Annotated in this window: 15 protein-coding genes and 1 pseudogene; 13 read left to right on the forward strand and 3 right to left on the reverse strand. The window is 43.7% G+C overall.

Annotated features, from left to right (window positions below; translation table 11 throughout):
* Positions 1-44 precede the first annotated feature (44 nt).
* Both AC4CU2_RS15270 and AC4CU2_RS15275 read right to left on the reverse strand, forming a co-directional pair.
* Positions 45-3,797, reverse strand: coding sequence for a UvrD-helicase domain-containing protein (locus tag AC4CU2_RS15270; RefSeq protein WP_279689876.1), 3,753 nt, complete (start codon positions 3,795-3,797; stop codon positions 45-47).
* Between the two features lie 3 nt (positions 3,798-3,800).
* Positions 3,801-7,481 carry an exodeoxyribonuclease V subunit gamma gene (locus tag AC4CU2_RS15275; RefSeq protein WP_279689878.1) on the reverse strand — a complete coding sequence of 1,227 codons (3,681 nt, stop codon included), beginning with the start codon at positions 7,479-7,481 and terminating at the stop codon, positions 3,801-3,803.
* A 178-nt stretch (positions 7,482-7,659) separates the two neighbouring features.
* Here AC4CU2_RS15275 and AC4CU2_RS15280 point away from each other — a divergent pair, with 178 nt between their 5' ends.
* Positions 7,660-8,202 carry a hypothetical protein gene (locus AC4CU2_RS15280; RefSeq protein ID WP_004692676.1) on the forward strand — a complete coding sequence of 181 codons (543 nt, stop codon included), beginning with the start codon at positions 7,660-7,662 and terminating at the stop codon, positions 8,200-8,202.
* Between the two features lie 53 nt (positions 8,203-8,255).
* Here the strand turns inward: AC4CU2_RS15280 and pap are convergent, their stop codons facing one another.
* Positions 8,256-9,683 carry a polyphosphate:AMP phosphotransferase gene (gene pap, locus AC4CU2_RS15285; protein WP_490769051.1) on the reverse strand — a complete coding sequence of 476 codons (1,428 nt, stop codon included), beginning with the start codon at positions 9,681-9,683 and terminating at the stop codon, positions 8,256-8,258.
* 196 nt (positions 9,684-9,879) lie between these two features.
* On the opposite strand from pap, the gene AC4CU2_RS15290 reads away from it, so the two are divergent.
* The 12 genes and pseudogenes from AC4CU2_RS15290 to AC4CU2_RS15345 all read left to right on the forward strand — a co-directional run bounded on the left by AC4CU2_RS15290 (position 9,880) and on the right by AC4CU2_RS15345 (position 22,896).
* Entirely contained in the window at positions 9,880-10,584 is a 705-nt protein-coding gene (locus tag AC4CU2_RS15290; RefSeq protein ID WP_183174646.1) for a DUF8198 family protein, read from the forward strand.
* Positions 10,585-10,751: 167 nt separating this feature from the next.
* On the forward strand, positions 10,752-11,696 hold the full coding sequence (ubiE, locus tag AC4CU2_RS15295; RefSeq protein ID WP_039890287.1) for a bifunctional demethylmenaquinone methyltransferase/2-methoxy-6-polyprenyl-1,4-benzoquinol methylase UbiE: 945 nt from the start codon (positions 10,752-10,754) through the stop codon (positions 11,694-11,696).
* A gap of 23 nt (positions 11,697-11,719) precedes the next feature.
* The gene (locus AC4CU2_RS15300; protein WP_279689883.1) at positions 11,720-12,391 is read left to right on the forward strand and encodes a ubiquinone biosynthesis accessory factor UbiJ; all 672 of its coding nucleotides are present in this window, start codon (positions 11,720-11,722) and stop codon (positions 12,389-12,391) included.
* Between the two features lie 12 nt (positions 12,392-12,403).
* Entirely contained in the window at positions 12,404-14,023 is a 1,620-nt protein-coding gene (locus AC4CU2_RS15305) for an ABC1 kinase family protein (RefSeq protein ID WP_279689885.1), read from the forward strand.
* Positions 14,024-14,121: 98 nt separating this feature from the next.
* Positions 14,122-15,345, forward strand: a pseudogene (locus AC4CU2_RS15310) (IS3 family transposase).
* Between the two features lie 155 nt (positions 15,346-15,500).
* Positions 15,501-16,577 carry a patatin-like phospholipase family protein gene (locus AC4CU2_RS15315; protein WP_279689887.1) on the forward strand — a complete coding sequence of 359 codons (1,077 nt, stop codon included), beginning with the start codon at positions 15,501-15,503 and terminating at the stop codon, positions 16,575-16,577.
* Between the two features lie 72 nt (positions 16,578-16,649).
* Positions 16,650-17,495 carry a DUF7738 domain-containing protein gene (locus AC4CU2_RS15320; protein ID WP_279689889.1) on the forward strand — a complete coding sequence of 282 codons (846 nt, stop codon included), beginning with the start codon at positions 16,650-16,652 and terminating at the stop codon, positions 17,493-17,495.
* Positions 17,496-17,708, forward strand: a complete 213-nt coding sequence (locus AC4CU2_RS15325) for an SMI1/KNR4 family protein (protein ID WP_279689945.1) — start codon at positions 17,496-17,498, stop codon at positions 17,706-17,708.
* A 12-nt stretch (positions 17,709-17,720) separates the two neighbouring features.
* Positions 17,721-19,007 (forward strand): FAD-dependent oxidoreductase, encoded by a 1,287-nt coding sequence (locus AC4CU2_RS15330; protein ID WP_279689891.1) that lies wholly within the window; start codon positions 17,721-17,723, stop codon positions 19,005-19,007.
* A gap of 189 nt (positions 19,008-19,196) precedes the next feature.
* The gene (gene hisIE, locus AC4CU2_RS15335; RefSeq protein ID WP_279689893.1) at positions 19,197-19,979 is read left to right on the forward strand and encodes a bifunctional phosphoribosyl-AMP cyclohydrolase/phosphoribosyl-ATP diphosphatase HisIE; all 783 of its coding nucleotides are present in this window, start codon (positions 19,197-19,199) and stop codon (positions 19,977-19,979) included.
* Positions 19,980-19,990: 11 nt separating this feature from the next.
* Complete coding sequence (locus tag AC4CU2_RS15340) at positions 19,991-21,493, forward strand: AAA family ATPase (RefSeq protein ID WP_490769052.1); 1,503 nt, start codon at positions 19,991-19,993, stop codon at positions 21,491-21,493.
* Positions 21,494-21,531: 38 nt separating this feature from the next.
* Positions 21,532-22,896 (forward strand): ATP-binding protein, encoded by a 1,365-nt coding sequence (locus AC4CU2_RS15345; protein WP_490769053.1) that lies wholly within the window; start codon positions 21,532-21,534, stop codon positions 22,894-22,896.
* The last annotated feature ends 30 nt before the right edge of the window (positions 22,897-22,926 follow it).

The raw sequence follows: 22,926 nt of genomic DNA on the forward strand, positions 1-22,926 counted from the left end.
TCCACACGGTTATCCTCAAAGTTATCCACAACTTAATTATTTGTTTATGAGTGACTAATTTCACTTAATTCAGAAGTTTTGCCTACATGATTTTCAGTAGAAGTATCCTCAGCAAAATGACCCAAGATGGCATCTAATCTTAAAATAAACTCTGGGCTGGCACGCCAACTTAAAACCCCCTGATTGAGCTGTCCATTCATCCCTCTCAAATAAAGATAACTCGCCTGTCCCAGATGTTCTTCAATGTCATAGTCCAGCAAATTCACTTTTAAATAGCGATGCAAAGCCACCAAATATAAGCCCGCCTGCAACCAATAACTGGCATGTGACATATTCAATTCGATTGCGTCATGATTGTAGCTCTGCTGATCCGCCCCTAAGAAGTTACTTTTATAATCGGCGATGTGATAACGCTGACCATCAAAATAAACCAAGTCAATTGAACCGGTCAGATAACGAGCAGAATTGGCTTCATTTAAGTCGAGTAGATCAATGCCGTATTCTTGAAATAATGCCTGTATGCGTTTAATCGCGAGCACATGATCGGACAATGACAAATAAAAAGGAAACTCAGCCAAGTGTTCATCGGCTTTGAGTTGCTTCAACTGAAAACTGTCATGTAAAGGTGTTTCTAGCACATCTGCTAACCATTCTTGCATCCACAGCACCAATTGAGTTTCATCATCCTGCCCAAATTCGTGTTGATATTTGCCCAATAACTCTTGCCACAGTAAGGGGCTATCATTTTTAAAACGACGATGAATTTCCAGTCCCCAGTCACGTGAGTCCTGAAAGTCAATGTGCTCGAAAATTTCGTGCAGGAAGGTTCCCGCAGTCGTCCCCATTGGAAACTGCCGTTTAATCCACGCCAAAGGCTGACTCAGCTCCACATCTTCAAGCACAGGATGATTAATCTCGTCATCCGCACTACCCACTTTCTCGCTCAAAACCGCTAAGGCATCCATTGCCTCTTTGCGACTCAAATGCTGTGCCAACGCACTAAAACTGGTTTTGGAACGTGGATAAAAACGCTGTTCAGGAAAGGCCAAGGCTTGCAGTTGAATGATCTCTTGCTGCTGGGCTGGCTGTAAACGGATCGGCTTTTCAGTCAGCAGCACCTCATTACCACTGGCAGGATGTTCAAACAGATTACCTGCTTGACCACGCCAAAATGCTAATGCCGTATTTGATTTATATTCCTGATCTTGCAGCAAGGCATACACGCGGTGGCTGGCGCGAGTCAGTGCGACGTACCATAAGCGATGCTGTTCTGCTTCGGCTCGCTCATTGTGTTGATCAATCGCGGCTGGGTCTAACAGATTGGCATCATTTACTGCCACGATACGCTGTAACTCGCTCTGCCCTGTCGTCGGATTGATCTGTTCTAGCGTTGAAAAGTTTAAGGTTTTATTTATTTCCTTAAAGTCTTTGTCGGCACCCAGCAAAAACACAATTTTAAACTCTAGACCTTTGGACTGATGAATAGTCATCAACTGTACGCCTGTGGCATTGGAGAGTTTGCGTTCCAACTCCCACTCACGTTCCGCAGGCAAATGTAACTGTTTGAGATACCAATGATACAGTTTCTGCGCGCCTTGGAACTGCTCACTATGTTGGCTCAACAACTCAGTCAAATGCCGAAGATTAACCACAGTCCGTTCGTTGTCTCGGCTTTGGTAAGCCACCAAGTTTTTCCAGACTTTAAACAGATTTAAAGCGTACTGCCATGCACTTAAAAAGCCTTTATTGATCCACATGTCGCGGATGTCATCAAAATCCGCCATAAACTGGCTTAAACCGTTGGCTTGCTTTTCCAGTTCTAGTAACTGTTTTAAATCAATCGCCAACAGCCGGCTCAAAAGCGCACGGCGAACTTTGGCTTCATCAAAAGGATGCATCATTGCGGTCAATAACGCACCGACATCTTTCGCGACCTGACTTTCAAACACACTGCGTTTAGACGGACGGTTGACCAAAATTCCCAAACGCTCTAGTTCAAACTGAACTTTGTCCAAGCCATCATGGTTTTTCGACAACACCGCGATATCATTTGCCCCTATAAACTGTAGCGGATCATCTGCCACATACAGTTGCTGTTGAATGCCTTGGTTGATTAAATCACGAATTTTCCATGCCACTTGTTGAGCTTCATTTTTTTTGTCTTCAAGTAATAGCCAGCGCAGCGGTATATGGTTTTCACCCTGTGCATCGACCAAAGCGGGATGTGGTCGAGTCCCTGCTTCTACAGGCTGGTAATAGACCTGCTCACCAAAGTCCTGTTGGCGTTGAAATAAAGCATCCACCACCTGTACCAGCTTTTGCACAGAGCGATGATTATATTTCAAACTATACTGCCGACCTTGCTTTGCCAAAACATCTAAACGTGCCTTGTTATAGGTCAGCATGTCCCCGCCACGAAAGCCATAAATAGCTTGTTTTGGGTCACCGACCATAATCATACAGCCTTGAGGATAACGCTGTGCATCACGCCAAATCCGCGCCAACATATCATCTTGGTCTTGGTTGGTGTCTTGAAACTCATCCACTAAAATGAGTGGATAGCGTGCTTGTACAAACTGGGCAAAGCGCCGGCCTTGTTCGCCCTGTAAGGCTTCTGACAAGGTACGGATTTGCTGAGCAAAGGTCGTTTCACTCTTTTGCTGCAAGACTTGTGGTAATCGCTTTTTCACCTCAGAACTTAAGTGATATTTCAAATACGCATCCAACACATCCAAATTAAGCTCTAGCTCTGCCAACGCGTCTAAGAAACTGCGGACCTGTCGCCACACAGGATGCTGCTCAAACTGTTCTAGTACATCTACAGCACATTTGTTTAAGACTTTTTTCGTCGCAAGGTCAGTCAGATGTTTTAAGGTTTTTTCAAAATGTGGCGCGAATAAAGCATAAGCTCGTTGCTCTTTCAGTGCGGTCAAAAAAGCAGGTAAATCCTGACATAGAATACGCTGCATCAAAGCATCGGTACGCCACTTTTTCCCCAGCACTGCATGGTATTGCCCTTCGGGTGCATAATAGTCTTTCAAGCTTTCAATCTGCGCCACATCCAGCGCGGTAAATTGATCAATGGCCTGCTCAAATTGCGTCAAATCAAGCACAGGTTTTTCTACCTGTTGAAACTGTGCCGACGCAAAGTTCAGACTATTTTCAACAATTGGCACATAAGCCTGTTCGGTTTTTAATTTTTGTTTTAACAGTAAATAATTCACCACAGGCTGTGGCTGTGCCTGAATCCACTCGCGTAACACATCATGAATGAGCTGCTGAGTATAACTCTGCGCATCATCGGTGATATCTGCACGCTCAATCTTGCCACTTTCAAAAGAAAACTCACGCAGTAACTTTTGACTAAAACTGTCCAGTGTCCCGACAAATAACTCATCTAACTGGTCAATCACCAACTTCAAACGCTCTTGGGCAAAACCGACCCGCTGTGCGTAGTCCGTGAGCACCTTGATAAAAAGCGGATCTTGTTCAACAGCTATTTTGGCCTGTATTTCTCGCTCGGTCAGACTCTGACAACCTTCAAAATAACGTAAAGTTTCAATCAAACGTGCCCGAACGCGACTTTTCAGCTCCGCAGCGGCTGCACGGGTGAAGGTGGTTGCAATGACCTGATTCGGCAAATAGGCCCCAAGAAAAATACGCACCATCAAACTGGACAAAGTAAAAGTCTTGCCTGTGCCTGCTGAAGCTTCAATCCAATGCAAGCCCTGAAAGCTCATATCGGCAATGGGTTGATAAGACATGTTCGATGTAGAGGCCTGAGACTGCGCTGTCATGACTTAGTCCTCAAGGCTTTGCTGATGCAAAAAAATCGGATGATATAGTTCATAAGAAAACTGCTCACAGGCATGGGCAAGTAATGCCTTGGCATCCTGCTCTTGTAGAATAAACTGCCAGTCGCGGTGTGCTTTATTGGCTTCGTTTTCAGTCATTGAAAAACCACTAAAGCGACCATCTTCTTCCCACACTTTATAAATGGCGTCCATGTCCGCAATCACCATCTGTTCCTGATCATTCAGTTGCCATTCATGCGTTTTATCTTTTTCTGCAATTTTCAGTAACAAGGCCGCAGGTAAAACCAAAGGCTGAGTTTGTGCATACTCCCATGCTTTCAACCAAGGTTTGAGCCATTCACGCGCCTGATTTGAACTCACACCAGTACATAAAATGGTTCGGTCACTAAACACCACGATGCGTTGATATTGCTGTCCGCCCTCACCCAAATTGACATAAGCCAACCATAATAAATACTCTAACCAAACTTTGGCACGGCGCTTTGCTCTGGCACTAGACGCTTCTACACTGACCCATTTTTCAGCACTGTATTTGGCTAGGGTGACATTGATTTGCAAATGTCCATTCACCTTCCAGACTTGTTGGGTCGTGGCTGTAGCCTCGCGTGCATAGCGTTGTAAACGTGTCAGCAAGCGCTGCTGCTCAAGCACGCTCATTTGCCAGACCCCATCTTGGACTTTACCAATCGGCAGTTGATCCATCAGAAGGTTGGCGTCTGCTTCTGCCTCATGTTGTTGTAAAAAATGACGGATGGCATAACGTCCTAACCCATCGAGGAGTAAAGGTTCTTGCGTTGCAGGAATCTCTTCTGGTTTTAAGTTTTCCACCCCTAAAGTCTTGAGATACAGTCTTGCAGGGAAAGTAATGTCCTGAATCCACTGCTGACTGTCAAGAACCTGAATGTCTTGCTCTAATTTTGGATAAGGCGTGTTGACCCAACTGCTGCGTTGTCCTGATGCATGTTGCAATTGTTTCGCAACTTGAAACCATTGGTCTTGAAAACGAATACTGTGCTCAGACTCAAAACCACGCGGATCAAAAGGCAATAAAGGATGAACATGATACAGCGATGCCAACTGTGCAGAGACAGTCACACCATGCTGATCAACCGTTGCATTGACACTCTTGCTTTGTGTGTCAGGTTGAACAATAAAGTCCATATGCTGAATCAGTTCTTGCAATACCGTAGACGGATCACGGACTTCACCATCGTTGATATCAAAGCCATTATAAAATAACCATAAGTTCTCTTGTGCCAACAACAACGCATCTAGAAAAGCCCCTTGATCATCTTCCAAACGGGAACGATCCCCCAGTTGTGGCTTCAGCAAGTCCATCAGGTCAAAAGGCAAATGCGCACTGCGGTTGGGAAACTTGCCACTGTCCAAGCCCAACATCACGATCAACTTATACGGCACAGGTCGAATCTGACCAATTTGACTAAATGTGATCTGCCCTGTCGGTTCTGCATAATCCAGTTGCGCTTCTAAGGTCTTTTGGATTTCTTCTAATACATAAGGCAAAGGTAAACTTAAACTGCGCAGTGCATGATGATCGTGTTCATCATAGAAACTCGCCAAGGTCAGCATACGTTCTTGTTTTTTGACCATCTTATACACCGCAATCAAAGACTCAACACCCGCAGCTTCAAACTCGCGAATATCTTCCATCAAACGATTCAGCCAAGTTTCCGCAGTCGTCCGTTGTCCAATTTCATGCGCGATCATCCACTCGGAACGGTGTTTAAAATCCTGATAAATTTCAATCAAAACACCAATTAGCTCAAAATCACTCGACTGTACTTGGGCATAGCTTAAGGTATCATGAAACAGCACATGCTCTGGTACAGCGACGCCTAAAGCCAAACGATCTAAGGCAAACTTCAGACTATAACGATAGTCATCATCCCCTTCGGCCAAACTGCGTTTTAAATGTTCGGCATCCAATCCACGCTTAAAGCCTGCGTTGATCAACAGCTCCGTCATCCGCTCAATCATATTCATGTCTAAGCCATAACATTGCTGCGTTGCATTTAAACTGAGCCAATCGGCAAAGTCCTCAATACTGAAACGCCCCCGCACCAAGACCATCCGTCCCAGCACAGCACGCCATGCATTTAAGGCATCGAGTTGAGTCACGCCTGCCAGCTTAATTGGCAAATAAATACTGTCTTTACTCAGTTGATGACCCTTTTGCAAAGCTTCACGCTCATGCGGAGGAGGCGCAAAAACACTGCGAATAAAAGGTTCTAGCTCAGTCAAACTGGGCGTCAACACTAAAATATCGCTTGGACGTCGCGGTGCATCAGCCGTGCCCTGAGCCAACCAATGCGTCAGTTGATCTTTGAGGACTTCAAGCTGTCTAAGGCTGGAGTGACAGACATGGATCTGTATCGAATCATCTTGTTCAGCCAAAGCATACTGATGCTGCGTAGGTTCTACCAAATACAGGACATCAGACTGAATTTTACCAAGTAAAGTTTCTGGATATTCATCAACAAAGACATCGGCCCATACGCCATCTTCACCTGAAGAAAGATTGGAAAGTAAAGAGAAATGGTCGCGTGCCTGTTTACCAAATCGGGTCAGTAAAGGATGGCGAGACTCTCGGGTTTCTGCATTAAAATTGAGGGTAAACTCATCAAAAAACTGCTGAATCTCGGCATCATTGGCATTTGGATTTTTTTCAATAAAACGCTGCTTTACCCGTGCGTCATAACGCGCTTTCCAATTGGGATCGACACTGTCCGCCCAGTACTCTTGTGATGGGTTATAGTGAAAAATAAAGATATCGAGGTATTGCCCCAATCGATGCAAAAACTCCAATTGCTTTGGCGGTAAATCTAAAACAGTAAACACCACCAACTGCGCAGGCAACTTTTTAAGCGCAGCGTCGCGGGTCTCGGCTTGATCGAGTAAGTCCCAAAATGCAGTATCAATACGCTGAATTTGTTCAAAGTCAGCATGGAACACCACTTGCCAGAGCCAACGCTGCCACGCTTCCAATTCATAAGCTTGATTGAGTTGAAAAGCACTGAGTTCTTGCTGGGTTTTAAAAAACATCTGCTCCAAATCGAGCGGCTGGTTTTTGCCCCACGCTTGTAACCAATTGGTCTGGCAACGGCAATTTTGCGGTGGACAACCTTTGGTGCAATGCCCACGATAATCCATATAAAAACTAAACAACCGCGAAACCTGCTCCGCGACCCAATACAACATGCTTTGCTTTTTCAGCTGTTTATCAATGCCTTGTTGCAAACGGTCAGCGCTGGCATAGATCCGCTGAATAATCGGATACAACGGATGAGCAACCTCTAAAGGATTCAGCTCGGCTTGTATAAATTCTTTTAAGGCTTGAAAGACGCGCCATTTAATAATCAATCGCGGAATATTGGCTTTACGGACTTCGTCTTTTTGATCGACCAAAACCCACTGATAAGCCGCCCATTGAAAACCACGAATACGATGATGAAACTGCGTGTTGGCACTGATGCCCTGCTGCTCCGCCAACTTTTGTGTTAGCCAGGCCTCAACCGCAGGTGAAGGTACAATAAAGTGCTGTGCTTGCAACACTTGAAAGGCATTTTTGGCTGGTTTAAAGACGGTTTTTTGCATGGCCTGCAACAGAACATCAATACGCTGACTTTGTATTACGTGTATCGCCATGTTTCCTCTCAAATAACCATCTTATGAAAAATCTACAAAAGTACACAGATTATTGACTATACTTCTAGTTCTGTCTATGTCACTTTGATGACATATTTCTATTTAAAATTTGCTTTAAAATACGCACTTTAAGCAAAACTAGAATCAATGTGAATCAGGATATTTTAGGATTTAGAAAATGAAATTAGAGCATATTCCAGAAAAAATTGATCCCTCTTTAAATTTAGAACAAATCCGCGAAGAATGTTTGGACTTAGTCAAAAAGCGCGCCTATTTTTCCGCAGGTGCAGCGGTTATTCCAGTCCCTTTCCTTGATGTGGTGATTGATGTGGGCATATTGTCGCAGTTGATTCCCGAAATTAACGCCCGCTTTGGCCTAACCCCTGAGCAAGTCAGTGTTTACGACCCAGAAACCAAGCAAATACATTGGTCAGAACTGCGTAAACGTGGCGTGGAGTTCTCTGGACTGGTGGTGGCACGTACAGCCGTGAAGAAATCCCTCAATAACATGGCAGCCAAATACATCACCAAACAAGTCACTAAATTCATTCCTCTTGGTGGACAGATGATTGCGGCTAGCTTGGGTTATGTCGTGATGAAAAAAATTGCGGAAACTCATGTGGAAGAGTCGTATAAGCTCGCCAAAGGCATTCAACTGAAACAAGCCGCCGAACAAGGTGTTCCTGTTGCAGCGCCAGTGACCCAAATTCCCTTAAGTTAAAGAACTAAATCCACCTCTATAAAAAACGGTCAAATGACCGTTTTTTATGCTTTTTAATCTGTGTCGCGATCCGCTTTGAGCTGTTTTAAAATTGCCCTTAAGACTTCAATTCGGGCCTGTTGTTTATCATTGGTGGAAATAATATACCAAGGCGCATAACCTGTATCGGTATGTGCAAACATATCCGCGGCTGCCTTTAAATAGTCATCCCATTTGTCGCGATTGCGCCAATCTTCTTCGGTAATTTTAAAACGTTTATGCGGAGTACTTTCGCGGGCTTTAAACCGCGCTGCTTGTTCATCTTTATCAATCGCCAGCCAAAACTTAATCAGCACGGTTTGGCTGTTGCTGAGGTTTTTTTCAAAACGATTGATTTCCGCATAAGCGCGTTGCCACTCTACCTCGGTTGCGAAGCCTTCTATCCTCTCTACCAAAACGCGTCCATACCACGTCCGATCAAAAATAGTGATGTCATCCGACTGCAATTTGCTCCAAAAACGCCACAGATAAGGACGGCGTAACTCATATTTTTCAGGTGCTGCAATGGTATGAATTTCATATTCTCGCGGGTCGAGCTTTTTCACAATACGCTTAATCGCCCCCCCTTTACCCGCAGCATCCATACCTTCAAAAGCGATCACCACTTTACGGTCATCACAGCGCATGGCATCGGCCACTTGTTTGGTGAGTTTTTTTAACTCTGCTTTATAGTTTGCATCCTCAGCTTGAGGGGCTTCAAACTGAGTCAGAATATCTGGTATCGGCGCTTGCTGCCATTTTAATGCGGCCTTTTTTTCATGCTCTGGACAGTGACGCAGCGCCGTTAAAATCGCTTGTGCAAAATTGTGATTACGCAAATCTTCATCTTCACCATCAATGATTTGCCAGTCGTCGGTGAAACGCGTACGTAGTTTTTGCAAAGTGTCGTATTGTTTTTTATTACGCCAGTCTAGCCCATGCAATTTATGCCAATGCACTTCGCTCGGTTCCATGTCATCCAGACGCTTTTGCAAAGACTTCCACGACAAATCGAACCAGACTTTTAAGACATCTACGTTATTATTTTTTAAGTCCTGCTCAAAGGCCCGCATATTGCTGATGTATTCATCAAACAACGTGTCATCTAAAGGCTTTGAAGCATGCATGGCCGTAGCCAACAAGTCCCCATACCAGTTACCAAACCACACCATAATTTGCCCTTCGGCAGGTACAAATCGAGTATAGGGCTGCCAAAAAGGCTGCTTCAGATTAAACAGATGCGGTGGATCGGCTTTGACATATAAAAAACGCGGATCGACCCATTCGCGCAGCTGTTTTACCGCTTCGCCTTTACCCGCAAGTTCAATTCCACTGACCAAAATCACCAAACTTTTTGCATTGCTCTGATCACGGGTATTCATCAACGCATATTGCGCTTCAATTAAGTCCAGTGAAAGCTGTTCTTCGTTCAGCACTGTACTGGCGATCGTTTCTGTATCCATTGCCCCCTCCTTTTTTCTATTTAATCAGATCACTAGATCCTAAAAAATGATGGTCTAGATGATTTTCATATGTATCTTTTGACTACTTCTACATCAAACTGACCACAAATAAATAGTTTTTTTGTCACTTTGTCATAGCGAGTTCCGTCATCACGCACTAAGATTTAGCTATCTTTAAATAGAACTGAGACAGCAAATGTCCAAACTCGCCGCCCTCGATGAGCTTTTAGAACAGTATTACCAATTGCATTATCATCAAGATTCGGTGCTCTTCCAACGTTTACAAGATGTGCAAGTCTGGCAAAAGCAACGGATGCAACGCACGCATAACCGTGCTTTCGCAGAAAAACAGAACCTCTTGATGGCCGAGTATTTTATCAACCGTTTATATGGTGGCCCAGATTTTGACGCTTTGGCAGGACAAATTGCGCGCTTGAGCAAATATGCGCACAAAGCAGAGAAATTAATTCCTGAAAATGCCATTAAAACAGGTACCTCTGGGGTTGAGTTGGCGATTTTGGCGGTGCGACTGGATGAACAAGTGGCAATGCAATTGCTGAAAGATCACCATCCCTATGAAGCCTTAACCGATGATTTAATGCGCCAAGCCTACTTAAAACTAGAACAAGGCGAAGAACGCTTGAAACAGCTATATTTACTCGATCAATTAGGTAAGAACCTCGATAAATACATGCGCTCTTTTATGGTCTATGCCGCTTTTAAGATGTGTAAAGGGACGGCCAACAAATATAACTTCAATGTCATGTATGAATTTATGCAGGATGGCTTTTTGGCCATGAAACCGCTAAAGTCGGCGGAGAAATTTGTGAAAGACTTTACAGCGGTGGAACGTCAAATTATTGACAAAGTCCATGCGGGGCATTTGTATCCTTTTCAGTAAATTTCAACGAATGACTTGATAAAAATAAGCCAGCAGCAGCTTTGCTCTGCTGTTTTTCTGTATATTATTCAGCACAATTGTATGATGGTTACTGTACAACGTCCTAGAATCTGTCATCATGCATGCACTGCAACATTTACCCTATTGCTATGTTAGGAGTGACTCCCATGTCGAATGAAAATCAAACGCCTACCGCTACTCAAGAGTCGGCACAAAACACAGACAAAGTGAGTCCATTTTTAACTGAACCATTACCCCAAGGTACGGCGCAAGGTCAACAAAAATCATTACAACAACAGTTGACTGATACCCCAGTGACAGGTTCTGTACCCAAATACAATCTTCCTCGCGGTGCTAACACAGGCAACGTCGGCAATACCACACACTTTGGTTACCAGACGGTGAGCAGTGAAGATAAAGCGCAAAAAGTAGCGGAAGTTTTCCACTCGGTTGCCAGCAAATACGACATTATGAATGACTTGATGTCTTTTGGTATTCACCGTCTATGGAAACGTTTTGCGATCAACATGTCAGGGGTACGTCGTGGTCAACGCGTATTAGATATTGCTGGCGGGACAGGTGACTTGGCTAAAGTGTTTAGCCGCGAAGTCGGCCCTACTGGTCATGTGGTACTTTCAGACATTAATGAATCGATGTTGAATGTAGGTCGTGATCGTTTAATTGATGCAGGCTGTACCAATGTTGACTTCGTATTAGCCAATGCTGAAACCCTCGAGCCGTTTGAAGACAACAGCTTCGACCTACTCACGATCTCATTTGGTCTACGTAATGTGACCGATAAAGATGCAGCACTTGCAGCGATGTACCGCGTGCTTAAGCCAGGTGGTCGCCTACTGGTATTAGAGTTCTCTAAACCTGTGTTTGAGCCTTTTTCAAAACTGTACGATCTATATTCGTTCACCGCACTGCCGATCATGGGTAAAATTATTGCCAATGACTCAGAAAGCTATAAATATTTAGCCGAGTCCATTCGTATGCACCCAGACCAACGTACATTGAAAGGTATGATGGAAAATGCAGGCTTCCAAAACTGCGACTATCACAACTTAACCGGTGGTATCGTTGCTGTACACCGTGGTTTTAAACTTTAAAATTAAACGTTTAAGGGCAAATTATGTGGTCGATTCTGGCACTCGGTGCAGTTGAACGATTAATTCATCATGTGATTAATTTGGATGCGATCACTCGCATCCAGCTCAATGAACTACAAGGCAAGATGTTACGTGTGGTGATCGCGTCCCCGCAACTGTCTGTAGATGTGTTCTTTGACCAAGCCAAAGTGCGCTTAGAACCTACCGTTACAGGGCATAGTGAAACAGCGTCCATTTTTGAACAACGCCCGTTTGATCAAGCTCAGTCTCACACCCCAGCAACCGCAACTTTAATGGTGGCCAATGTGGTTGAGCTGCTCAAGCTATTACTGGCGGATGATGTCGGCAATATCCCCCTACAAGGCGATTATCACCTTCTGCAAGATATTAAACGGATTATGCAACACGCTGAGCCTGACTTGGCTGCGCATTTAAGCCCATGGATTGGCCCAAGTTTGGCGCATGAATTGGCCAAAATCCAACTGGCACCGAAGCACATCAAACAGACCCTACAAAGTCATTTATTTTTTGCTGAAGATGCCTTGAAAGAAGACAGTGGTCTATTTGCCCCGCGTTGGCAAATGGATGATCTACATCAAGATACCCGCATTTTTAATCAAAATTTAGATCGTGCCGAAGCCAAAATTCAACAACTTCAAGCACAGATTGACACTCAAGACTCAACTCAAAACTAGGTATTTACATATATGATTCCGCACGTTTCACGTTTACTCGAACTTTGGCGCATTGCCGCGCACTATAGACTCGACACGTTGTTTCCTGCGGAAGAATTGCCTGAAAAAGTGCGTCATGCGCTGGGTGTAATTCGTATGCACCCTGCGGCATGGTCGAGTCGTGAACGTAAAAACCCATTGAAGCTCAAACAAGCTTTAGAGGAAATGGGACCACTGGCGATTAAAATGGGACAGTTGCTGTCTACTCGTCGTGACCTAATTCCACCTGAAGTACTACAGCAACTGGTTTTACTCCAAGACCGTGTCAAACCGTTTGGTTCTGATGTGGCGAAAATGCGCATTCAAGACTCACTGAAAGCCGATGTAAACACGCTGTTTGCTCGCTTCGACGAACAACCCTTGGCAGCAGCCTCGATTGCTCAAGTACATACGGCCGCTTTACATGATGGTCGCGAAGTGGTGGTGAAAGTCACCCGTCCCGCTATTCGTAGTCAAATTTTACAAGACTTTGAAATTTTAGAATGGCTAGGTGATTTTCTAGAAAAACGCCTAGAAGCCGCGCGTGCACTGCACTTATCTGAAATTATTCAGGACTATCGTCAAGTCATTTTAAATGAACTGGATTTGACCTTAGAAGCCGACAATACCCGTCGTATGCGTCATTACTTTACAGGCTCAAGCATGATGTATGTGCCTGAAGTCTATATGGATAGCAAAGACGTGATGGTGGCCGAACGCATTACCGGCGTTCCCATTTCAGACATTGAAACCTTCGAAAAGCTGGGAATGGATCGTAAAGATCTGGCGGAAAAAGGCTTAACCATTTTCTTTACCCAAGTCTTCCGTGACAACTTTTTCCATGCCGACATGCATCCGGGCAATGTCTTCGTTGAAACCCTAAACCCAAGCCAACCCCGCTATATTGCGCTGGACTGTGCCATTATGGGTGAGTTGTCGAAGCATGACCAAATGACCGTGGCACGTATGCTGCTTGCGGTCATGAACAGCGACTTTATGCAATTGATTCAAATCGTGCATCAAGCTGGTTGGATTCCACCGGGTACAGACCAAGACGCACTAGCACGTGAAATGCGTCGCACGGTCGGGCCAATGGTGTCCAAACCCATGCATGAATTGGACTTCGCGGGCATTTTGATTCAGGTAATGGATATTGCACGACGCTTCCATTTAGAAATTCCACCACAGCTGATGCTGCTGCTTAAAACCCTCGTGCATGTTGAGGGTTTAGGTACAGACCTTTACCCAGAGCTGGACATTTGGAGTTTGGCAAAGCCAATCCTGACCGATTGGATCAAAGCGCAAATGAATCTACAAAAGAACCTAAAAGAGCTGGGACAAAAAATTCCAGATTTACTTTTAGGGGCACAAGACTTCCCAACGCTGTTGGTCGATAGCTTAAATGGTCTCAAAAACCAATCAGCTTGGCATGCTAAACAGCTCAATGAACTGCAAAGTATGCGCCTACAAATGGAGCATCAGCAAAAACGCAGTTGGATTTTTGGCAGTCTCATGGCCATTTTGCTGTCGATTGCGATTATCTCGCCTTGGTTTATTTCAGTGATTTTAATTGTACTCACCAGCTTACTGGCGGTGTGGCGCGTGTTTAAATAGACGCTTTCTGCTGTATTAAAAGCCTGAGTCTCTCAGGCTTTTTTATGTTTAGGTTTGTCCCGTCCTGAAATAAGTTTACACCTTAAGAGACTTATTTTATGGAACATGCACGAGAACAACGAGTTAAACGTACACAACGTGATTATAGCTTGGCCTTTAAAATGATGGTGGTACATGAAGTAGAAAAAGGGCAAATTACTTATAAACAAGCTCAGGCAAAATATGGTATTCAAGGAAGATCAACTGTGCTGGTATGGTTACGCAAGCACGGACAACAAGATTGGACTTCGAATATGCCGACTTCTTCTAAACGTCAATTGACACCCCAACAACGAATCCGCCAATTAGAAAAACAGTTAGCCGCAGAAAAGCTCAAAACTGAATTTATACAGGATGTGATTTATCACATTGATAAAGAGTGTGGGACTGATCTTGGAAAAAAGTATACCGAGCACGTTTCAAAGATTGGCAAAGCCAAAGAAGACTAAGCGTTTCACGTTATTGTCAGTGGTTAGGAATCACTCGACAAGCTTATTATCAAGCAGAAAAACGTGCTCAAATGACTGCACAAATAACCGAACAAATACTCGAGTTGATTATGGAGTATCGCATGTCTCATGCCAAGTATCGGAACACGTAAGCTGTATTGGCTTATTAAAGGCAAATTGTTGCAGCGTGGTTTAAAGTGTGGACGGGATCAGTTATTTAAAATATTGAAAGAAAATAATTTATTGATTCACCCCAAGCGTCGCTATACAAAAACTACGGATAGCAAGCATTGGATGAAGAAGCATCCAAATTTATTAAAGGATTATTCAGCAGTGCAAGCCAACGAAGTCTTTGTTAGTGATATTACTTATGTTGAGAGTGCTGAAGGCGTACATTATTTATCATTGGTGACAGATGCTTATACCCGTCAGATTAAAGGTTATAAGTTATCGAATGATATGCGTGCGGAGAATGTTATGCAGGCTCTACATATGGCGATGCAGCATGTGACGGATCGAGCGACTAGGATGATTCATCATTCAGACAGAGGCTCTCAGTATTGCTCTGAGCTATATCAATCGGCATTGCGCCATTATGGGATATGTCCTTCCATGACAGATGGAGGAGACTGTTATCAAAATGCATTAGCAGAGCGGATTAATGGAATATTAAAGCAGGAGTTTTTAACTACACGATGTCAAACCATGAAGGAGTTAGATCACTTAATTACGGAATCTATCATGATTTATAATTACTATAGACCACATTTAAGTTTAAATATGAACACCCCGAATCAGATGTATGAACAAACTAAAACCGAGCTAATTGCTTAACTCGGTTTGAAGTGGAATACTGTCAATCTATTTCAGGACAAGACAGTTTTATGTCGGAAGTGACTCCCAAGTCATTCTTGGATCACTTTTGCCAATGCGCTCATTCTCTCACCAGTTAAAATGACAATACATATTGTCTATTTTGAATGATCACGATGACTCAAATCCTGCATAAACACCCTCCAGCTTTAAGCATTCGTGCAGGTAAATTAGCACGTCAACTCATTCAAAGCGAAGGCTTACAAGCTGAGCAGGTCGATATTGTACCCGGTGCCGCAGGTGGGCCCAAAGGCATCGGGATTCAAGGTTTAGACCAAGCTATTTTTGGTGAATTCTTTGCTCGTGCACCGCAAAGACGGACTTTGATTGGTTCGTCCATTGGCAGTTGGCGCTTTGCCAGCATCTTAGCGCACGGTGCAAAAGCAGGTACCGAACGTTTAGGTGAACTCTATACCAACCTCTATTTTGATAAAAAAATGCAACGCCAAGAAGTCAGTGATATTTGCCGGGGCATGCTGCTTGACTTGGTACAAGACAAAGAAGCGGAATTGGTCAATCATCCCGATTACCACCTCGCGGTACTGTCGATTAAGGCTCAACACATCTTCCAAAGTGACCAAGTTCTCCCGCTCTTGGCTTCTGTGGCAGGTATCATCGGCACAACTGCTGTTGCGCGAAAGCATAGCCGCCACTTTATGCAACGGGTGATTAGTCAGCCCAGCAATGGCAAACAATTTAAAGTAGAAGATGATTTCCTCACTCATTATCACAGCCTCACCGCTGCAAACGTTCTGCCTTGGTTGACTGCCTCAGCCTCTATTCCAGGCGTGATGGCCGCAATTCGTGATATTCCAGATGCGCCGCAAGGCAGTTATCGCGATGGTGGTCTGATTGACTATCACATCGATCTGCCTTTTGAAAGTCAAGGCATTGTGCTTTATCCGCACTTTACGGACAGCATTACGCCAGGTTGGTTTGATAAACTGTTTAAACGTCGCGCCAATCCTGAAAATCAAGCCCGCACGCTACTCCTGTCTCCGTCCCAAGACTATTTACGGAGTTTACCTTTAGGACGCCTACCCGATCGTAAAGATTTCACCCTCAAAGGGCTCGATCAAAAACAGCGCATTCAAATGTGGAACCAATGTATTTCTGAAAGTCAGCGCTTAGGCGATGAGTTCTTGGAAATGGTGGAAAAACAGCATTTTGCACAGGTCATGCAAGATTTATAAACAAAATTTGCGCATGAATGTAATCTTGTTTAATCTGACCAAATAAAGAAAAATCGAGATTACATTTTTTCTATGCTAACAATTAATTTAAATGAAAATACTTTTTTATTAAACCAACACCCCCTTAACTTCCCCATTCCAACAGAAAAATTGATTTCTGTACTGGATACAACGCATCGGGTTTTAAACTGCAAAACCAATACAATCTATGTTTGGGATGAACTTGGTATCACAGCCTATGCTAAACAAGATGATCTTATTGATACAATTGATGTTTCATTTAAACGTCGAGAAAATGATGCCGCTCCAAAACATGCCTTTAAGGGACAATTCCATTATGGCCAACATGAAGCAATCTCTTATTTTTTTAAACATCCTGAGTTACGTATTCCTATTTATGAAGGCGACCGCAACAAAGCCTTAGTTGCACATGACGTTTATGCATGGTTTCATGGCGATTTAAAAAACCAGCAAATCGATGGGATTAGTTTCTCAGCCTATATTAAATCTGAAATACCAGAACCCTTAGCCTTAGCTCCAGAATATGCCCATTTTCAAACCCTATGGTCAAATTGGCTCAATGCAATTCATAGTATCGTTCCCCAACACAATAATTACTATAATTTAAAGCACGGTATACAGCGTCAAGACATTCAGGAAATCCACATGCAAAATGAGATGCATATGCCTGAAGTTTTAACCAGTTTTTATAAAGTTCATAATGTGTATTGGAATCCGGTTACAGCTATCTTTACTTTTTTTGTGAAGGGCTGGAATTACGATTTACTGCCTTTTGAAGATATTTATAAGCATTGGCAACATAATGTTGAACTCAATACTGGAGAAAATCTCGATCACTCGAATTACCCAAATTATGATGTTCGAACAAAAATAAGTGACTATACCAATCCCAACTGAATTCCGTTTGCAGAAGGGAGAAATGGTGATTATTTAATGATTGATCTTGATCCTAGTGAACAAGGGCAATATGGTCAAATTATTGAATTACAAAATGAATCTTGGGAACGAAATGTGATTTCAAGCTCTTTAGAGGATTTCATTCAAATCAACATCGACCAATTAAAAAAACCTGATGATATTCGTTATGCATTCATTTTAGACAATGGTTAAATCATTCGATCTATGATTTCTAATCACCCGCCCCACTTCGCCATCATCGGTGCTGGAACCGCAGGATTAGCCACTGCGATTTTACTGGCTCGACAAAATATTCAAGTCAGTATTTTAGAGAAAGCCTCAGAACTCGAACCTGTCGGCGCAGGACTGTTACTACAGCCCTCTGGTTTAGCTGTTTTTGAGCATTTAGGCCTTTTAGATGAAGTTTTAAGACTGGGTGCAAAAGTCACTGGGCTCAAAGGTCAGTTACCAAATGGAAATTTACTGGTCAATAGCCATTATCAACAAGCACATCCTGATTTTTATGGTGTAGGGATTCATCGAGCAACGTTATGTCATGTTTTAGAAAATAAATGCCGCGAATATCCTGAACTGATTACTTGGCAAATGAATACCGACATTCAGAAATTAGAAGAAACATCCTATCAAGTGCGTGTTTTGGGTACAAAAGATGGTGAATCATTTGATCAAGCTTTTGATGCGGTGATCATTGCTAATGGCGCACGCAGTCTTTTAAGACCGAAAGAATGGGTAAAGGTTGATCAAGCTTATCCTTGGGGAGCCAAATGGACAATTGTTCCCGAATGTATTGAATTAGATACAGAAATTTTACATCAGTTTCATGATCGCTCTAAAATGATGATGGGCATCTTACCGACAGGTACAGTGCCACATGAACCCAAGCAAAGACTGTCGAGTATTTTTTGGAGTCTTCCCAGCCATCAGCTAAATAACTTCCTACACAACTCACAAGCTCACTCAGACTGGTTAAACCAAGTGTCTAAGCGTTGGAAACCTGCTGCGGATTGGTTAGAACAAGTCATTGCCCAGCCTGAACAAAAATCACAATGGTTAACTGCAAATTATCGTGATGTAGTACTGTCTAAGTTTGGTGAGGGTCGTATCGGTGTCATGGGTGATGCAGCACATGCGATGAGTCCACAACTGGGGCAAGGTGCAAATATGGCCCTTTTAGATGCATGGGCTTTGGGACAAGCGGTTCAAAGCGCAAGAAAAAATGCAGCCCTTGATTATGTTCAACTCTGGCAAACTTATCATCAACACCGTCAAAGTTCGACGGCGTTCTATCAATTTTTAAGTCGTTTACTTACACCACTTTACCAATCTGACCTATGGTGGGCAGGTGGTTTACGAGATTTAAGCTTTGCTTGGATGTATCGAATTCCCTATTTCCGTAAAGAAATGGCGGTGACGATTTCAGGTTTAAAATTAGGCATGTTCAGTCAAATGAACTATCGGGATATTGCAAAACAAAAAAATCATTCTGTGTAAAATGCGATGACAATCATCGTCATCCGCTTTGGATGGGTGACTGATGGTTGAATTTCTAAAATATATCAATTAAGCCGCTGTGAGATAACTGTAGAAAGTTTCTCCTCTATTCTGTTTAAATCACGTAGACTATAGCGCGCTACGTTAACATCGTAACACTCTCAATATTTATTCGCTTGGTGAAATCTTATGAACAATTTGCAATGGCTCGATGAAGTAAAATTTAACGAACAAGGTTTAGTCCCTGCCATTGCACAGCATCACCAAACGGGACGTGTCTTGATGGTTGCATGGATGAACCGTGAAGCTTTGGCTTTGACGGCTGAGAAAAACCAAGCCGTATATTTCTCTCGTTCACGCAACAAGTTATGGCACAAAGGCGAAGAATCTGGGCATTTTCAAACCGTACATGAAATTCGTCTCGACTGCGATGCCGATGTAATTGTGCTGCAAATTGAACAGCACGGCGGAATTGCCTGTCACACAGGGCGTGAATCATGCTTCTACCGTAAACTCACGCCAAATGGCTGGGAAATTGTGGATGCACAGCTCAAAGACCCGAGCGCGATTTATGGTGAAAAATCAATCAACCCACACACATTGGCGATGAATGCCTCAACGGCGCAGTCTGAGCAAGTTGAAGTTTTGTCCTACCTCGGTCAAATGATGGCTGAGCGTAAAGCAGCGGATCCTGACTCGTCTTATGTCGCGAAGCTGTATCACAAAGGTCTCAACAAAATTTTAGAAAAAGTCGGTGAAGAAGCGGTTGAAACCATTATCGCGGCTAAGGATTTTAAATCCGAAGCCAACGAAGACCATAAAAATGACTTGATCTATGAAGTGGCGGATCTTTGGTTCCATACGATTGTGGTTTTAGGCTATTTCGACTTAGACCCTCAAGTGGTTCTCAATGAATTGGCACGTCGTCAAGGGCTTTCTGGTTTGCTTGAAAAAGCCAACCGCAGCCACTAAGTTTATTGCCTGTGTCGAATATCATCAAACCGAGCGCGACTTATGAGCAAGCCATTGCCATTGATAACGCACGTCTGGGCAAATCGTTTAAAGTAATTGCTTATGCAGGCACAGGTAAAACCACCACACTGCAAATGATTAGCGATGCCATGCCGCAAAGACGAGGCATGTATTTAGCGTTCAACAAAGCCATTGCCAGTGAAGCGCAAACGAAGTTTCATGGCAATGTCGACTGCCGAACCTTCCACTCGCTTGCTTTTCGCAGTGTTCCACGTGGAGTGACGGACAAACTTCGTCTGCCTCGTTTAAGTCCGAGTTTTATCGCCAAAGAATACCGCCTTGAACCCATCACCTTAAGACGGATGATGGGCGGACGTTATGAAAAATATGTGTTGATGCCATCACGCTTGGCCAGTCTTGTGGCGAATGCTGTGAGTCACTTCTGTTCAACCAGTTCTCAGTATCCAGCACCGCGACATTTACAAGCACCGAGCTGGTTACATCCCGATGATATCGATTCACTACAAAAGCACCTCTACCCTGCCATTGAACGACGTTGGTTAGAGTCCATCGATCCCAACCATCAGGCTGGGATTGGTCATGATATTTATTTAAAACTGTGGGCGTTGTCTGAACCGAATATCCCAAGTGACTATGTGTTGTTTGATGAGGCACAAGATGCCGATCCGCTGATGTTGGGCATCTTACTGAAGCAGCGTAATACACAAGTGATCTATGTCGGAGATGCACACCAACAGATTTATGCATGGCGCGGCGCAGTCAATGCTATGCAACAACTGCCTTTGCCTGAGTCACGCCTTACCACCTCGTTTCGTTTTGGTGAAGAGATTGCATTGCATGCCAATGCTATTTTAGGCGCCTTGAATGAAACCGTGCCTCTCATGGGCAACCCTCTGCTCAACTCTAAAGTGGTCAACAAACCTCATACCAAAATGCGCGATGCGATTTTATGTCGCACCAATGCGCGCGCTATGGAACTGTTGCTCTCAGGATTGGTCCATGGCGACAAAGTCAGCCTACAAGCCGACCATGTCAAACTGAACCGCTTTGTCGATGCCGCCGCAATGCTTAAACAAGGCAAGCGCGTCACCGATGTGCCTGAACTGGCCTGGTTTAATTCTTGGCACGATGTACATGAATACTGCGAAACCAATGATGGCAGTGACATCAAGCCTTTAGTAAAATTGGTGGATGATCATGGCACCGATCCACTCAAAAAAGCCCTCGCGAAGATTACGCCGATTGAACAAGCGGATTATATTATTTCCACCGCACACAAAGCCAAAGGCTTAGAGTGGAACCGCGTTCACATCGAAGATGATTATCAGTTTAAGGTCAACGACAAAGACCATAAAATTAGTGATGAAGAGTTAAGACTGCTTTACGTGGCCTGTACACGTGCTAAAGTAAGTTTAAATATCCATCACATTTACGACCTGATGCAACAGCTGAAAAAACAAATGCCAAGCTCATTAGGTAAAGTTGTTGGATAGTCGAATGTAAAAATAGTCACAACCGCTGCGGGTGTTCTATGAAAATTCAATCGATTCACCTGAAACACATCCTGCATTTTGCTGACCTTAAAGTCGATTTTTCTTATCACGATAAACCCGTCACTTTAATTTTAGGCGATCAAGCCTCAGGCAAGACCTCGATCTTACGTTTTAGCTATCAGGCTCTGACTTGGTTTGCGGCCCGTTATAAAGATTTACGCTCTGCAGGTGTGGTGATGTTAGATCACGATATTATGCTGAACCGCCTTCAGTCCAAAATTGATATTCAAGTTGCTGTGCCCGCTGAGCTGTATGCTCTCAAACCTACGGCAGCCGATACTGCGCCCGAACCCTATACATGGCAACTCTACAAGACCTTAAACCAACAAGACATTGGCATCAGTCGAGTTGAAACATTAGAACTCGAACAACTGGTCAATCTATATCAGCAAGCAACGTTACAAGATCCGCTGCAAGGTTTACCGTTGATTGCGTATTATCCTGCGGAACGTTTTGTCAATGAGATGAATATTCTCAGCAAGAACAATCCCCTGATTTTCCAACATGCACATGCCTATGAAATTTCAGCTATTCCCTATACCACCTTTGCACGCTTCTTTGAGTGGTTCCGTGAAATCAGCGATATTGAGAATGCGCAAACTGCACAGTTTTTACAAACGATATTGCATCAGCCCAAAAGCATGCCACCCGATATTCCATTAAGCTATAAACTGGCTCAGGCTCAAGCACACATCCAGTCGCCCAGCCTACAAGCGCTTAAGCAAGCGTTAGCAACCGTTCTGCCCGAAATAGAAGATCTTTATTTGCAATATCATCCCAAGTTACAACTGATGGTGCGCTACCATGGCAACAGCATGCTCTATCAACAGCTTTCCAATAGTATCCGCAACTGGGTGGCGCTCGTTGGCGATATTGTGCGACGTTTATGCCTACTCAATCCTGAAAGCCTGTTCCCCTGTTTAGAAGGTGACGGCGTACTGTTGATTGACGCGATTGATCATCAATTGGATCAAAATATGGCGCAAGTCATTTTAAAACGTTTAAATCAGGCTTTTCCTCGACTACAAATTATCACCTCAGGCAACCGAAGTGAGTTGCTGGAACAAGCCAGCGAGTTTCAATGCCTCAAACTGGAAAATAAGCAATTAAGTCCTATCCAACTCGAACCACTGCAACATCAGTTCGATGTAATTTACCAAAACCTTGCCAATCACGAAGCAACGAGTGGAACTATCGAACCGATTGCGGCTGAACCCCAAGATTTAAGTGTGGCTGAATTATTCACACAGATTCAACAGCAGCTTTCTCTCGAACAGCAACAGCATTTGATTGCTTTACTCAGTGCTGAGGATGATGCTTCATCGGCAAATCCATTAACTTAGCCTGCTTAATAAACATAGCCATTTAAACCC

It is taken from the genome of Acinetobacter sp. 797_lipA (assembly GCF_058243025.1).

Coding starts and splice junctions, on each gene's coding strand:
- AC4CU2_RS15270 (WP_279689876.1), bottom strand. CDS start 3,797: ATGACAGCGCAGTCTCAGGCCTCTACATCGAACATGTCTTATCAACCC.
- AC4CU2_RS15275 (WP_279689878.1), bottom strand. CDS start 7,481: ATGGCGATACACGTAATACAAAGTCAGCGTATTGATGTTCTGTTGCAG.
- AC4CU2_RS15280 (WP_004692676.1), top strand. CDS start 7,660: ATGAAATTAGAGCATATTCCAGAAAAAATTGATCCCTCTTTAAATTTA.
- pap (WP_490769051.1), bottom strand. CDS start 9,683: ATGGATACAGAAACGATCGCCAGTACAGTGCTGAACGAAGAACAGCTT.
- AC4CU2_RS15290 (WP_183174646.1), top strand. CDS start 9,880: ATGTCCAAACTCGCCGCCCTCGATGAGCTTTTAGAACAGTATTACCAA.
- ubiE (WP_039890287.1), top strand. CDS start 10,752: ATGTCGAATGAAAATCAAACGCCTACCGCTACTCAAGAGTCGGCACAA.
- AC4CU2_RS15300 (WP_279689883.1), top strand. CDS start 11,720: ATGTGGTCGATTCTGGCACTCGGTGCAGTTGAACGATTAATTCATCAT.
- AC4CU2_RS15305 (WP_279689885.1), top strand. CDS start 12,404: ATGATTCCGCACGTTTCACGTTTACTCGAACTTTGGCGCATTGCCGCG.
- AC4CU2_RS15315 (WP_279689887.1), top strand. CDS start 15,501: ATGACTCAAATCCTGCATAAACACCCTCCAGCTTTAAGCATTCGTGCA.
- AC4CU2_RS15320 (WP_279689889.1), top strand. CDS start 16,650: ATGCTAACAATTAATTTAAATGAAAATACTTTTTTATTAAACCAACAC.
- AC4CU2_RS15330 (WP_279689891.1), top strand. CDS start 17,721: ATGATTTCTAATCACCCGCCCCACTTCGCCATCATCGGTGCTGGAACC.
- hisIE (WP_279689893.1), top strand. CDS start 19,197: ATGAACAATTTGCAATGGCTCGATGAAGTAAAATTTAACGAACAAGGT.
- AC4CU2_RS15345 (WP_490769053.1), top strand. CDS start 21,532: ATGAAAATTCAATCGATTCACCTGAAACACATCCTGCATTTTGCTGAC.